Annotated in this window: 14 protein-coding genes; 7 read left to right on the top strand and 7 right to left on the bottom strand. The window is 49.0% G+C overall.

Going from position 1 to position 13,428, the window contains the following annotated elements; all coding sequences use genetic code 11:
- Positions 1-26: 26 nt before the first annotated feature.
- From H569_RS0104910 to H569_RS0104895, 5 genes are read right to left on the bottom strand one after another with little or no spacing between them, the layout of a single operon-like run.
- The gene (locus tag H569_RS0104910) at positions 27-455 is read right to left on the bottom strand and encodes a MaoC/PaaZ C-terminal domain-containing protein (protein WP_207637521.1); all 429 of its coding nucleotides are present in this window, start codon (positions 453-455) and stop codon (positions 27-29) included.
- 37 nt (positions 456-492) lie between these two features.
- On the bottom strand, positions 493-942 hold the full coding sequence (locus tag H569_RS0104905) for an FAS1-like dehydratase domain-containing protein (protein WP_034629525.1): 450 nt from the start codon (positions 940-942) through the stop codon (positions 493-495).
- A 32-nt stretch (positions 943-974) separates the two neighbouring features.
- Complete coding sequence (locus H569_RS19230; RefSeq protein ID WP_034629522.1) at positions 975-1,193, bottom strand: hypothetical protein; 219 nt, start codon at positions 1,191-1,193, stop codon at positions 975-977.
- Between the two features lie 13 nt (positions 1,194-1,206).
- Positions 1,207-2,382 (bottom strand): acetyl-CoA acetyltransferase, encoded by a 1,176-nt coding sequence (locus H569_RS0104900; RefSeq protein WP_034629519.1) that lies wholly within the window; start codon positions 2,380-2,382, stop codon positions 1,207-1,209.
- Positions 2,383-2,395: 13 nt separating this feature from the next.
- Positions 2,396-3,808 carry an OB-fold domain-containing protein gene (locus H569_RS0104895; RefSeq protein WP_027364089.1) on the bottom strand — a complete coding sequence of 471 codons (1,413 nt, stop codon included), beginning with the start codon at positions 3,806-3,808 and terminating at the stop codon, positions 2,396-2,398.
- A 393-nt stretch (positions 3,809-4,201) separates the two neighbouring features.
- Between H569_RS0104895 and H569_RS0104890 the strand changes: the two genes are divergently transcribed.
- The 3 genes from H569_RS0104890 (at position 4,202) to H569_RS0104880 (ending at position 7,924) form a co-directional block, all read left to right on the top strand.
- A complete protein-coding gene (locus H569_RS0104890) occupies positions 4,202-5,755 on the top strand; it encodes an acyl-CoA synthetase (RefSeq protein WP_207637520.1) in 1,554 nt (517 codons plus the stop codon).
- Between the two features lie 18 nt (positions 5,756-5,773).
- Entirely contained in the window at positions 5,774-7,303 is a 1,530-nt protein-coding gene (locus H569_RS0104885; protein WP_027364087.1) for a long-chain-fatty-acid--CoA ligase, read from the top strand.
- A gap of 303 nt (positions 7,304-7,606) precedes the next feature.
- The gene (locus tag H569_RS0104880) at positions 7,607-7,924 is read left to right on the top strand and encodes a hypothetical protein (RefSeq protein WP_027364086.1); all 318 of its coding nucleotides are present in this window, start codon (positions 7,607-7,609) and stop codon (positions 7,922-7,924) included.
- A 72-nt stretch (positions 7,925-7,996) separates the two neighbouring features.
- On the opposite strand, the gene H569_RS21205 is transcribed toward H569_RS0104880, so the two are convergent.
- Positions 7,997-9,298: a glycosyl hydrolase family 18 protein gene (locus H569_RS21205; RefSeq protein ID WP_051273271.1), complete on the bottom strand. Its 1,302-nt coding sequence runs from the start codon at positions 9,296-9,298 to the stop codon at positions 7,997-7,999.
- 202 nt (positions 9,299-9,500) lie between these two features.
- Between H569_RS21205 and H569_RS0104870 the strand changes: the two genes are divergently transcribed.
- Positions 9,501-9,695, top strand: coding sequence for a hypothetical protein (locus H569_RS0104870; RefSeq protein WP_027364085.1), 195 nt, complete (start codon positions 9,501-9,503; stop codon positions 9,693-9,695).
- A gap of 85 nt (positions 9,696-9,780) precedes the next feature.
- On the opposite strand, the gene H569_RS22420 is transcribed toward H569_RS0104870, so the two are convergent.
- Positions 9,781-9,924 (bottom strand): hypothetical protein, encoded by a 144-nt coding sequence (locus tag H569_RS22420; protein ID WP_157833460.1) that lies wholly within the window; start codon positions 9,922-9,924, stop codon positions 9,781-9,783.
- A 303-nt stretch (positions 9,925-10,227) separates the two neighbouring features.
- Between H569_RS22420 and H569_RS0104860 the strand changes: the two genes are divergently transcribed.
- From H569_RS0104860 to H569_RS0104850, 3 genes are all read left to right on the top strand, one after another.
- A complete protein-coding gene (locus H569_RS0104860; protein ID WP_027364084.1) occupies positions 10,228-11,076 on the top strand; it encodes an MBL fold metallo-hydrolase in 849 nt (282 codons plus the stop codon).
- Between the two features lie 449 nt (positions 11,077-11,525).
- Positions 11,526-12,527: an HlyD family secretion protein gene (locus H569_RS0104855; RefSeq protein ID WP_027364083.1), complete on the top strand. Its 1,002-nt coding sequence runs from the start codon at positions 11,526-11,528 to the stop codon at positions 12,525-12,527.
- Positions 12,520-13,428, top strand: coding sequence for an ABC transporter ATP-binding protein (locus tag H569_RS0104850; RefSeq protein WP_027364082.1), 909 nt, complete (start codon positions 12,520-12,522; stop codon positions 13,426-13,428). The genes H569_RS0104855 and H569_RS0104850 overlap by 8 nt, the downstream gene beginning before the upstream one ends.

The following is a 13,428-nucleotide window of genomic DNA, read 5'->3' as shown; positions in this document are numbered from 1 at the left end:
ATTATTCCTCCTTCCTCTTTCTCCCCTTACCTCTTAGGCAGTGATGCCTCAAAGGTTCCTTTAAGCTTTATTTCGCCGTTTTGATCAGCCGCTATAACTTCACCGGTAATAATTCCAAATTCTTGTTCTTCACGTTTGCCGGTTATTGTGCCGGTTACGGTGATTGTATCTCCCAGCTTGGTCATGCCTACAAAACGCACCGAAAAGCGGGTGAGGTACCGGTTTGGTATCCACCCGGCCACGGCCTGGCCGGCAAAGCCCATAATCAGCATCCCGTGGGCAATGACGCCGCCTGTTCCGGCCATTTGTCCGATCTCCGGCATGTAATGCAACGGGTTGAAATCACCCGACGCGCCGGCGTATTTAACAAGTTGAATTTGGTCAATCGGAGGCTTGGTGAGCGGGGGCAGTTGATCCGATATCTGAAAATCATCGAAATATACTTCGGTTTTCAAAGTTACCACCTCTTTATTAAATAATTTGCATATGTGGTTATTGCACCTGACCCCGTTCGATGATGGTTTTGCGGCAGGTTAAGACGGTATCGCCATTCTGGTTGCGGTAGGTGGTTTCAAGAATAAGAATACTCATTTTGCTTTTATGAAGTTGTTTTTTCAAAACGCTGCAGGCCTCGATCACGTCGCCCGGGTAAATTGCCCCGTAGTACTCGTAGTCCTGACCTCCGTGCAATACATTAACCGGGTTGAGCTGCAGCTTGCGGCAGAGTTCCATAAAGTCCAATCCTCCCCACAGGTCAATGCAGGTGCCGAAAGTGGGTGGTGCGATAACATCCCTGTAGCCCAGGGAGCGGGCGTATTCCGGGTCGGTATATACAGGGTTGTCGTCGCCTATGGCCAGGGCCAGCTCCCTGATTTTTCCCCGCTCCACCGTGAAGGTATGGCGGGAGAGTTCGGTGTCGACTAAAGAGTTGCGGTCGCTCATTTTATACCTCCTTTGCGCTGTATTAATAATAATTACCGATCCAGCATGGATTTTTCCCCGGTCCCGGCGTATTCCCGGTACAGGGGGCAGTCCGCCTTGGCCCGGCAGTCCGCGTCTTCCAAGCACCGCCAGGAAAGCAGCCGGGTATCCACCTGGCAGGTGCAGGTGCCCTCAAGTTCGTATAATTCTTCAACCCGCACCTCACGGCCGGTTTCCGGGCATAAGCGGGTGCTTTCCACCAGGGTTCTCATTGCGGGCGCCCCCCTAGCCGGGTTCCTTGCCGACGATGCAAACTGAGCATACCGATTCCCATGGAAAGCCTCCAAGGTTGTGAGTAAGGCCCAGCCTGGGTTTGTTGATTTGCCTCGGGCCTGCCTGGCCCCTGAGCTGCAGGTACATTTCATAGAGCATGCGCAGGCCGCTCGCCCCTATGGGGTGGCCGAAGGACTTAAGCCCGCCGTCCGGGTTTACGGGCAGTTCACCGTCCAAGTCGAATACGCCGTCCAATACGTCCTGCCAGGCCCTGCCGCGCTCGCTGAAACCAAGGTCTTCGTAGATGACCAGTTCCGTCGGGGTAAAGCAGTCGTGCACCTCGGCCATACTAATTTCTTTACGGGGGTTGGTAATCCCTGCCTGGCGGTAGGCGTCAACTCCTGCATAATAAGTTTCCCTGATTGAGGTGAAATCGTAATCTTGGTGCATGGCGCCGTGCCCGGGCCCGCATACCACAGACAGGGCCTTGACATAGATGGGGTCTTGGCGGTATTTATGAGCGTCTTCAGCCCGCACGATAATGGCCGCAGCCGAGCCGTCAGCCACGCCGGAACAGTCCATAACACCCAGCGGAGCCGCCACAATGGGGGATTTAAGTATCTTTTCCAACGGCACTTCCTGCCTGAATTGGGCCTTGGGATTGAGGGCGCCGTTTTTATGATTTTTATAAGCTATTCTGGCCAAAACCTTTTTACCGGTTTCCGGGTCCAGCCCGTACTTTTTAAAGTAAGCCGGGGCCAAAAGGGAAAAGGCGGCCGGGGCCGAGTAATTGGGGGCGGTTCCGTCACCGGGGGGAGGGGTGATAACCAAACCGCTGTACCCTGAATCCTTTAATTTTTCAACACCTATGGCCATAGCTATGTCATAAGCCCCCGAGGCTACGGCGTAACAGGCGTTTCTAAAAGCATCGGTGCCGGTGGCGCAAAAGTTTTCCACCCGGGTAACAGGCTTATATTGAATTTTTAAAGGCTCCGACAGGCTGATACCAGCCCAGCCCGAAGCGCAGGTTCCCAACCAGTAGGCCTGAACGTCGCCGGGGCTGAGGCCCGCGTCGTTGTATGCTTCATAGGCCGCTTCCACCAGCATATCGTTAATGCCCTTATCCCAGTGTTCGCCAAAACGGGTGCAGCCCATACCTATGATGGCCACTTTATCTCTGATGCTCATCTTTATCCCTCCTTTACCTCTTGGGCCTTGCCTTCCAGTAATAGTTGTGGATGCCGCCGGCCTGGTAGAGCTTGCGGAAAGTCATTTCGACTTCCATTCCTATTTCCACTTTGGCGGGTTCGCAGTCCGTCATTTCACAAAGCAGCCTGCCGCCCCCCTCGAAATCAACAACTGCAAATACAGTGGGAGGATCCTGGGAAATAGTCAGGTGGTCTATGGTATAGGTTGCAATCCTGGCATTGATGTCGGCAAAGCGGTAGGGTGTCATCTCGTCAAAAGCCCGGCAGTGCACGCAGACCCTCTGGGCCGGGATTTGAGGCGTGCCGCATTTAGTGCAGCGGCTGCCGTAAAAGGCCAGGTTCTTGGCTGAATTGCGCCACATGGCCGGGGCTGAAGGGCGGTCCGGATCCGGGCGCCTGGGCGGCTCAAAGTCCAACATATTTTTCCAGCGCAGGTAGGTCAGGTAGTTCATGGTATTTTTCTTGGATGCCATGGACCTGGCGACTCCCAGCCGCGGGGCAAAGTTTTTAATATTCTCCGTGACTTTAAACAAAATTGCGTCGGCCCCTTCTCCGAAACCAACCATTAATATCCGCTCCCCCGGCCCGGCTTGTTCCAGGGCCGCGGCCAGCATTAGCGGGGCGTGGGCTGCGCCGGCCAGGCCAACTGTGGCAAAAAGCCCGTCCTGGACCTGTTCCTGCCGGAAGCCCATGGACATGGCCGTGCCTGCCTGGTACCGTAGGGAAGGCGCGTATAAAACAAGCTTATTGATCTCTGAGGGCATAATTTTTTGTTTGCCGGCCAGAATTGTCAGCACTTTTTTAACCATGGCGCCGTAGCCCCTGGTGGTCACAAACCTGTCTTCCCAGGCCCGCACGTACTTGTCTCCGGCGTCACGCCACTGTGTAATCACGTCGCCGGCCACGGTGCAGGCGGCTTCGATTTCCGCCAGCACATTTTCAGTTCCGACGACAAATGAAGCCGCCCCGTCACCGAAGATCTGCTCAAATTGTCCCTTGGCCGCGCCGAGACGGCAGTCGGCTGCTGTAACCAGTACGCTGCCTGCCCCTGATTTGGCGGTGTCAACAGCCGCCAAAAGGGCGGTGGTGCCCGCCCGTAAAGTGGACGTATAGTCTGCCGTGCGAATTGTGTCCGGCGCGTCAATGGCAGCGGCTATTGTAGTGGCTGACAGTTTTTCGCGGTAGGGCGGCGTGGTGGTGGCGAAAAACACCCCGCCCAGGGCGGCAGGCCCGATGCCGGTAAGGCAGTCCCTTGCTGCTTCAACCGCCATGGTTACACTGTCTTCATCGTAATTGGCAACCGCTTTTTCCCCCGGGGGAGCCGGCTCGCCGAAGGCTTCGGCCAGGCGTTTGCGCTCCATGCGGTTAAAGGGGATATAGGCGCCGAAAGCGGTTATACCCACCATAATGCAAATACCTCCTTATATTTGGGGACATTCCTTTGAAGGAGGTGTGTCCCCTGACCTCTGTTGGACATACCTCCGAAGTAGGTGTGTCCCCTTTAATTCTCCGCAAAGTATGTGCCAACTGTCAGTCGGCTCTGACTTGCATTAAAACAAGGTTTTAAGAGCTGCAAGTATGGTTTGTTGTATGGTTTGTCCGTCCCGAAAACAGGACATCTGTACCGAAAGATGGACAAAATGAAGTATTCTAAAAATTCAAAATTAAACAAAATAAAGAAAAGCATGTTTCGGCATGATTATTGCGTTACAGAACCGGCGAAGCATCTGTTTAATCTTTATGCTGCGCCGGAGCTAAGGCGGTGTATTAAACCGTTATACCAGGGGAAACAAAGGGAGGTGCTTGTTATTAATGCGCAGGACGTACTGTCAAGGCAGCTTGTAACCGGTGAATTGCTGTCCCGGCAGGCTAGGAAGAACCCAAATAAGACGGCGCTGGTGGAAGGGGAAAGCAGGGTGACCTATGATGAACTGAACCAGCGGGTTAACAGGCTGTCCGGGGCACTTGGCTCACTGGGCTTGGGCCGGGGGGATAAAGTAGCGCTGCAGCTTTTTAATTGCCTGGAAATGGTGGAATGTTACTTTGCCCTGGCCAAGCTGGGAGCTGTTGCCGTGCCGGTTAATTTTCGTTTTGTCGGGCGGGAAGTGGCTTACATCCTAAACCATTCCGGCACAAAGGCACTGGTTTTTGACAGCGTGTTCAATGAAATGATTGATGCGGTGCGGGGGGATCTGCCAGGTGTAAGTCACTATATTGCTGTTGGGGAGTCAAAGGATTGGTCGCTGGGTTACGCTGATATTGCTTCCACTGGAAATGCGGAGGAGCCTCTGGTCCCGGTGGAGGATGACGAGCCGGCTTTTATTATGTATACCTCGGGAACCACCGGGAGGCCGAAGGGTGCGGTCCTGACCCATAAGAACGAAGTGATCAATGCCTTAAACTGCATTATTGAAATCGGCATAACAGACAATGAAATTTATCTCTGCGTTCCGCCGTTATTTCACACCGCTGCGCTGGCAGTGATGCTGATGATGGTGTTAATGGGCAATACCACGGTGCTGGTTAAGCAGTTTGACCCCGGCGCCGTGGCGGAACTGATAGCCCGGGAGAAAGTTACTCTCACTTTTCTGGTGCCGGCGATGTGGAATGCCATGTTGACGGTGCCGGGCCTGGAAGAAAAGATGAGCAGCATGAGAACTGTGATCACAGGAGCCGCGGTTATGCCGCTGTCCTTGAAAGAAACGATATTAAAGCGCCTGCCCGGGGTGGGGCTTGTGGATGCCTTTGGCCAGACAGAAATGAGTCCGGTTACCACGTTGCTTAAACCAAAGGATATTATACGCAAAGGTGCATCGGTGGGCCGCCCGGTTGTCAACGTCGAAGTCAGGGTGGTGGACGAAAACGGTCGGGATGTTGCCGCGAACCAGGTGGGGGAGATTGTTTACCGCGGCCCGACAATGCTTAAAGAATACTATAACGACTCTGAGGCAACGGCTGCTGCGATTAAGGACGGCTGGTTCCACAGCGGCGACCTGGTGCGCATGGATGAAGAAGGCTACGTTTTTGTGGTTGACCGCAAAAAAGATATGATTATCTCCGGTGGAGAAAACGTCTACCCGGCCGAGGTGGAGGAGGTCCTTTACCGCCATGAAAAGGTAATGGAGGCCGCTGTCATCGGCATGCCGGATGAAAAATGGGGCGAAAGAGTGCATGCAGTGGTTGTCCCAAAACCGGGCGCATTTATTACGGTACAGGAAATCGTGGCATGGTGTGAGCAGCATCTGGCGGGTTACAAAAAACCTCGCTCGGTGGAATTTGTGGAGGCGCTGCCCAGAAACGCCTCGGGCAAGGTGCTCAAAAATACTTTGCGCCAATGGTACAAACAAAATTAAAAACCTGGAGGTGAAATTATGGATATCGGTGGAATGTTGGCCCGTAATGCCCGCCGGCACCCCATCAAAGAGGCCCTTGTTTATGGAGACAAGCGCTACACTTACGCAGAACTGAACCTGGAAGTGAACAGGCTGGCCAATGCCCTGTTGGTGCTGGGGTTAAGCAAAGGTGAAAAAGTGGCCCTGATGATGCAGAACTCCGACCGCTATATTATTGCTTTTATGGCGGCCATGAAAGTTGGGGCTGTGGTGGTGCCGGTTAATTTCCGCCTGGCTACGCCCGAGGTTGAGTATATCATCAACCATTCAGACAGCGTGGTGTTTTTCTTTGACCCGGAATATGATCAGATGGTGGCTTCGCTCAAAGGAAAAATTACCGGAGTGCGTCAATTAATCAGTGCCGGGCAAAGTGAAAACAGTGCGGAAGCAATGGAATGGGATGATTTGATGACAAATGCTTCCACGTCGGAACCAGGAGTGCTGGTGGAGGAATGGGATGACTGCGAGATCCTTTACACCTCCGGTACCACCGGCAGGCCCAAGGGGGCGCTTTTTGATCACCACCGTATTTTGCACGTGGGCATGGTAATGGTGGTGCATATGGGGGTCAACCCCGGGGACCGTTTGCTGCACCTGGCCCCGCTTTTCCACTCGGCTCAGCTGAACCTGTTTCTCGTTTCGGGGATGTATGTGGGAGCAACCCACGTGGTTCTGAGGGTATTTGAACCTAATACAGTGCTGGAAACTTTAGAGAAAGAAAAAATTACCCTGTTCTTTGGCGTGCCCACCATGTATAATTTTATGCTGCAGGTGCCTGATTTTGAAAGTTTTAACCTTGGTTCGGTGACCAGATACGGCTATGGCGCCGCACCTATGCCCGCGGAATTGGTGCGGCAGGCATTAACTAAATTTTCAACAGATCAGTTTTATAATCTATGCGGACTGACAGAAGGAGGTCCGGGAGGAATTTTGCTGGGGCCGGAAGACCAGCTGCGTAAACCCGGGTCCGGTGGCAAAGCCATTATCAGCACCGAGGCCAGGGTGGTGGATGATGCGGGTAATGATATTTCGCCGGGGCAGGTAGGTGAGTTTATTATACGCGGTGAGACCATTATGAAATGTTATTACAAGAACCCGGAGGCAACGGCGGAAACTCTGCGCAACGGCTGGCTGCACACAGGCGACCTTGCGACTATAGATGATGAGGGTTATATTACCCTGGTCGACCGTAAAAAAGATATGATCATAACCGGCGGGGAGAATGTCTATTCCACTGAGGTTGAACAAGTTTTATACCAGCACCCGGGAGTATTGGAGGCGGCGGTAATTGGGCTGCCGCACCCGGTTTGGGGGGAAACAGTTACCGCGGTTATATGTGCCAAGCCGGGTAATATATTAGCTGAAGAAGAATTAAAAGCATTTTGCACAAGCCGTCTGGCTGATTACAAGATCCCCCGCATATACAAGTTTATCGAGGTGTTGCCAAGAAACGCTTCGGGCAAGGTGCTGAAAAGAGTATTGCGGGATACGTACAGGGAGGTTTTATAACCCCTTATTTGTACTCCTCTCATTTATGGGTAAACCCTGTCTTAACCGGTTGGCATGTGACAAATAAGAGATTTGTCAAGGCCTAAATTACGTTAAGCGGGGTGTTTTTTTTGTATTTTTACACTTTAGCGAAAGTATCCCCGGCCATATTTATGGCCGGAACTAAAGTATAAAAAAGCGCGCGCTAAGGGAACTGATTGAGCGCGCTTTTTTAAACAGTGTAAAAATCCTAGTTATATATAGTTACCGTTTCTGATAAAATGAAGCTAGTAAAACTATTTTGGGCAAAAATGGAGGGATTAAATGGGAAAATACCTCATTGCCTTGATAGTCTTGTTCATAATTGTTTTTTGGGGGAGCACTGCGCTGGCCAGGCAGCACAAAACTAACATTGCAGATGGCACTGCCGGTATGATTGCATCTGATATGTTTGATTCCGGTAGAGAAATGCCTGTTCTGCTGGCTGCCGGCAAGGAATGGAACGAAGACCAACGTGAAGTAGTACAAAGCTTTCAAAAAAGGGATAATTCAATTAATCCAGCAGCTTTAAATGTGATTTATACCGTTACTGGAATTATTGTTTTGTCATTGCTGATTAATTATTTAAGAAAACGTTTTTAGTATCATAGAAAAAAAGCGGAAGAGTACAGTATAGTTTTCCGCTTTTTTAAATGCCCGTTTTTTGAACATTTTTCATGAGTAAAATTTATCGCTGATTACTTTCCAACTTGAGGGGTCTTCCAATCCAAGGCGCCATATGGCGATTCCCCCCAGATTATAGCTATTTACAATATCCAATTTTGCAGCAAGGCTGCTGGCGTTTTCAAAGTAAACACTATGCCAGAAGCCAAATTTATCGGTGTAGCCGTAATAGGGAACCTGCTGGTTGGCGTCCCACTGGATCCACCTGTTGTATTGTCTGGCCGTATCTGCAGCCATTTGGTAGGAGATATAGCGGGAAGTCCCGGTATAGGTGTTCCAATCGAACCCGAACCCCGCAACCCCAAGCAGAATCTTTTCTGGTGGCAGTTTGGTCAACGCATACTTAACCACGTTCTCAACATACTGTTTTGAGGCAATTGGGCCCGGACTGCTGCCGCTGCTGTGCTCATCATAGGCCATAACAACTAATTTATCAGCGTAAAGGCCTTCTGTGGAGTAATCAAAACTATCACCCCATCCACCCTGGGGTTTATCCGTAGTTTTGGAAGGAACACAGGAAATTATTTTAAGTCCGGCCGGTTTAAACTGTGATGATAATTCTTTCAAAAATTGTATGTATAGACCACGGTCGCCGGAATAAATATTTTCGATGTCTATGGTTACTCCGCTGTAACCCTGGTTCTTAACCAGATTGTATATATTCATAACCAGTTTCCAGCGTTTTTGGGGATTAACCAGTGCCGAATGCACTACGTCTTTACTAATAGTTGAGGAGCCGTAAAGCAGATTGTGGATCAAAACATAATTGCCGATATTATTCTTTTTGCTGAAATTAAGCAATTCGGTTACTTCCTGCCAGGTTTGACCGGCGTATAATTCCAGGCTGCTTGGATCATTCCTGTTCAACCGGTACCAAAAAGGAGAAATTGAAGTTAAAAGATTACTATGGGATTTAACTGTGGCCAAAGAAGATGGCATTCCGGGTTCGTCTGCGGTATAAAAACCGAGAACCTCTTTGTGATTATTATTGTTTAAACCAAGCAGTCTGTTAATCAGTGAATTGGTTTGCACACCGACTATGCCGTCCGGCTTTAAACCATAATTAAGCTGAAATTTTTTTACAGAGTACGTCGTCACAGTACCGAAATAACCTGTTGGTTTACCGGAAAAATAGCCCAGTTGTTGCAGATGCTGCTGCAGGGCAAGTACATCGGGCCCTTGGTTACCCTGTTTTAAATTGTTAAAAGCTCCTGAGGATTGGACATTGAGGATAAGAAAAAAAGTCAAGAAAACAATTACCATAACTACATGCTGTCTGTACCTTGATGTCATTATAGCCTCCTGATACAAAATCTTTTTTTTATGCATAAAATTATATAATAGGCTAACTTTCAATGACATACCCAAAATTTATACTAAGTTGTCAAATCTTTTCTTCGCGTCAACCGGTGAATTGAAGACGCCCCGAATAACCCCAAAGAACATGGTAAAACTAATTTATGGTGTCACAACTAAAATTGAAGGGGGTAGAAAATTGGAAAAACCGGATCACCCCGGCCATCATTACAGGGAACCGGAATTACAGCAAGATCTGCACCGGCCGGTCGGGGCGCCCAGGCCAAAAGAAATCAAGTCGCAAAAAGCCCAGCTCAATAGCGGGCACCGGCCTGGCACAGAAAAGGGTATAAAATTGGGAATGAACAAAAAAACAGGACATTTGAATGATTAGCATTAAAAACCAAAACACCGGGATCTGACCGGTGTTTTAAGTTTAATTGTTAATTTCATGGGTCAAGACTAACCAATGGCGATGTTTAATACTTCGTGTAGCGGCTCTCAGCCAGCTCTTCCGGACTGGTGTGTATGCGTATATAGTCTTGGGCCGCATTTTCATTTGCTTCCTTATTTGCAATATCCATTTCCGCGCCGGCAATATATAAATCCTCGTTTTTTGACATTATTGCTCACCTCCTGCTTTTAGTGTGAACCATTTTAAAATTATTAACCCGGATAATTACCAGGCAGCTGTTGTTAAATATTAGCTATTAATTAAGATTATTAACTACTCAGGAGTCAGAAGTCAGGATGAGAGAAGGGTTTATCGTTTCTAAGTATTCTAAATTCTGAATTCTGACTCCTGAATTCTGAGTACCTGAATAGTAATAAAAATAATTTTCATTATGTTTAAAATTAGGTTTGTCTTAAACATGTCATTAGATATAATTGTTTTAAAGATTTTCCAGTTTAAGGAGTGAAAAATTATGGATTCCTTGCGGTTGACGACTTTGTGTGAGAACACGGCCGGTATAATTGGATTTACCGGTGAATGGGGACTAAGTATACTGGTGGAATACGGAAATGATGCGGTTTTGCTGGATGCTGGTTTTAGTGATTCTTTACTGCGCAATACTCTGGCAGGAGGTTTTAATCTAAACAAAATCAACAAAATTGTTTTGAGCCACGGTCATTGCGATCATACCGGCGGATTGCGCCTCCTACTTCAAATGCTGCGGAAGAGGGTGGAGATATATGCGCACCCCGGCATTTGGGAGAAAAAATATATCCGCGTAAACCTTCCCGGAGGCAGTAGCTTGCACCGGTTTATCGGTATCCCGTTTTGTCGTGAGGAACTGGAAGGACTTGGTGCCTCCTTTGTATTAAGCAAGGAGCCGGTATGGCTGGCCGAGAACATGGTGACCACCGGTGAAGTGCCTCTAGCCACCAGGTTCGAGGGTGTGGACAACAATATGTTCGTTAAGACGGATGGTGGCTTTTTGCCTGACGCCCTGGCAGATGACCAGGGTATCATCGTCAAAACGGAAAAAGGCTTGGTGCTGTTGCTTGGCTGTGCACACCGGGGACTGGTGAATACCATGCTTCATGCCAGAAACCTGACCGGCATTGACAAAATTTACGCGGTTATCGGAGGAACCCATCTTATCAGCGCCAAAAACGACCAGATAAGTGAAACCATTGCGGCATTAAAAGAATTCGGTGTTGAAAAAATAGGTGTATCCCACTGCACAGGCCTTGCTGCCGCCGCCGTGCTGGCCCGGGAATTTGGTGACAGGTTCTTTTTCAATAATGCGGGAACAGTGGTTGAACTTTAAAGGGGTTGGGGGCAGGTTTTGAATCCCCGTTTATATTCTTCCGCATGATAACACTTCAGTTTGGTATAGTTTGGTTCGGTACTCTGATTATACCAAGCCAAACCAGTGTTCATGCGGATTTTTATTGCCTTTTTGACTCTTTTCCAGCTTAAATTTAAGCGGTTTGATTGGGTGCGAAACTTAAACAGAACACTCTTGGATAAAAAACTATTGCATTTGTCATTGCGCAAGGGTATTATGTCACTAAGTAAACCAAATTAGTAACAATAGTTTACCTTGTAATTACCATTTCCATCAATTAACTGATTAGAAACTTCCATGCTGCTAGCGCGGTACCAGCAGATCAATGAAAAGGTAGGGCGAAGGGCCAGTGGCTCCCCGCAAGCTGGGAAGAACACCGGCCCGTGAGAAAAAATATTCTTTAACATGGAGTGAAAGGAGTAATAAACATGGACAGAAAAAAAATCCCGGTTATTGTCTTACTTGTTGTTGCCGTTGCCTGCGCCTCTTACTGGGTCTACCGAAATTATTATGCCCGGGACAGCTCACTGATTCAGGCCACCGGCACCATAGAGGCTACTACGGTTGAGTTGACCGCGAAATTACCTGGAACTATTAAAATGTTGAAAGTTAACGCCGGTGATGAAGTGGCCAAGGGGCAGCTCGTGGCAGAGCTATCACGCAGTGACTTGCTGGCCCAGCGTGAGCGGGATGCGCTGGCCGTTATAAAAGCTGAGGCTCAGCTGGCTGACATTGCATCCGGCGCCAGGCAGCAGGAAAAAAAAGAGGCAGCCGCCGGCATGGAAATTGCCAGGACCAATTATCAAAAGGCCAAGGATGATTTTGACCGGGCGGAAGCACTTTATAAAGAAGGGGCCATTCCCCGGGTTGAATACGATAATGCCAAAACCAAAATGGATCTGGCCCAAAACCAACTGGAAATTGCCGAAGCCCAACAGAGCCTGGTTAATTCAGGCAACCGCCCCCAACAGGTGGCCGCGGCTCAAGCGGAGGTTGAGAGAAGCAAAGCTGTATTAAAAACCACTGAGGCGATGTTGGAGGATTTAAAGATTTACAGCCCCATTGAAGGAACGATTTTGACCAAAAATTATGAGGAAGGGGAGTACATCCAGGTGGGAGCCTCCCTGGCCACGGTGGCAAATTTAAAGGACCTGTGGATTAAGGTGTATATCCCCACGGATGACTTGCCGTTGATCAAACTTGGACAGAAGGTGAAATTTACTGTTAGCGGTATTTCAACCGAATACAACGGAGTGGTTGACGAAATAGCTTCCAAGGGAGAATTTACTCCCAAAACAATACTTACCAAGAAAGAGCGAACCAATGTTGTTTACGGGGTTAAGATTAAGATTAACAACAGCGATGGCACATTAAAGCCCGGCATGCCGGCTGACGTTACTTTTTCAAACGGAGGGGTGGCGGGTGATTAAAGCAGCCGGCCTGACTAAAACTTTCGGTAAAACAGTCGCTGTGGACGGGGTTAGCCTTCAGGTGGGCAAAGGGGTTATTTTCGGCCTGGTGGGGCCTGACGGGGCCGGCAAAACCACATTAATCAGAATGATTTGCGGGTTGATCACTCCTGATCGTGGAGAGGTTTCCCTGATGGGCTATCCTGCAGCGGAAATTGAAAAGGCCAGGAAATCCATGGGTTATATGCCCCAGCGTTTCAGCCTGTATGGCGACCTTACGGTTATGGAAAACATCAATTTTTTCGGCTCTCTTTATAAGTTAGATAGGGATACAATCAACCGGCGAGCCGGCGAAATCCTTGCCGTCACAGGCCTGTTAAATTTTAAAAAGCGGTTTGCCGATAACCTGTCCGGTGGGATGAAGCAAAAGCTGGCCCTTACCTGTTCCCTGGTGACCAGGCCCGGTATGCTGGTTTTGGACGAACCAACTTACGGTGTTGACCCCGAATCAAGAAAAGAATTCTGGAAAATTCTTTACCGGCTGAACAAGGAAGGGATGACTATCCTTGTTTCAACTCCCTATATGGATGAAGCGGAATTGTGCAAACAAGTGGCTTTTATCAACAAAGGCAAAATCACTGCCATAGGATCCCCGTCAAGCCTCAAAAAAGACTTTGGGTTTAAAATTTTTGAAATTAGGGCCGGCACCAGGGATCCTGAGATTTTTAACGGGCTGCCGGTATTGAAGGATGTGTCTTTTTACGGTGATAAATTCCATGTGGCGGTTAAAGACCCTGCTGCAGCCCTGCCTGCCATTGGGGAATGGCTGGCAGGCAAAAACGTGGAAATGATGTCTTGCAAGGAAGTCGAACCATCGATGGAGGATGTTTTTGTCTCCCTGGCGGAAAAAGAGGTGCTTTGA

It is taken from the genome of Desulfotruncus alcoholivorax DSM 16058, assembly GCF_000430885.1.
Taxonomy (GTDB): domain Bacteria; phylum Bacillota; class Desulfotomaculia; order Desulfotomaculales; family Desulfallaceae; genus Desulfotruncus; species Desulfotruncus alcoholivorax.
This window is presented reverse-complemented; position numbering and strand designations above follow the sequence as displayed.

Bases quoted from the DNA above. Each gene is read 5' to 3' on its own strand.
- H569_RS0104900 (WP_034629519.1), bottom strand. From the start codon at position 2,382: ATGAGCATCAGAGATAAAGTGGCCATCATAGGTATGGGCTGCACCCGT.
- H569_RS0104855 (WP_027364083.1), top strand. From the start codon at position 11,526: ATGGACAGAAAAAAAATCCCGGTTATTGTCTTACTTGTTGTTGCCGTT.
- H569_RS19230 (WP_034629522.1), bottom strand. From the start codon at position 1,193: ATGAGAACCCTGGTGGAAAGCACCCGCTTATGCCCGGAAACCGGCCGT.
- H569_RS0104905 (WP_034629525.1), bottom strand. From the start codon at position 942: ATGAGCGACCGCAACTCTTTAGTCGACACCGAACTCTCCCGCCATACC.
- H569_RS0104885 (WP_027364087.1), top strand. From the start codon at position 5,774: ATGGATATCGGTGGAATGTTGGCCCGTAATGCCCGCCGGCACCCCATC.
- H569_RS0104860 (WP_027364084.1), top strand. From the start codon at position 10,228: ATGGATTCCTTGCGGTTGACGACTTTGTGTGAGAACACGGCCGGTATA.
- H569_RS0104880 (WP_027364086.1), top strand. From the start codon at position 7,607: ATGGGAAAATACCTCATTGCCTTGATAGTCTTGTTCATAATTGTTTTT.
- H569_RS21205 (WP_051273271.1), bottom strand. From the start codon at position 9,298: ATGACATCAAGGTACAGACAGCATGTAGTTATGGTAATTGTTTTCTTG.
- H569_RS22420 (WP_157833460.1), bottom strand. From the start codon at position 9,924: ATGTCAAAAAACGAGGATTTATATATTGCCGGCGCGGAAATGGATATT.
- H569_RS0104895 (WP_027364089.1), bottom strand. From the start codon at position 3,808: ATGGTGGGTATAACCGCTTTCGGCGCCTATATCCCCTTTAACCGCATG.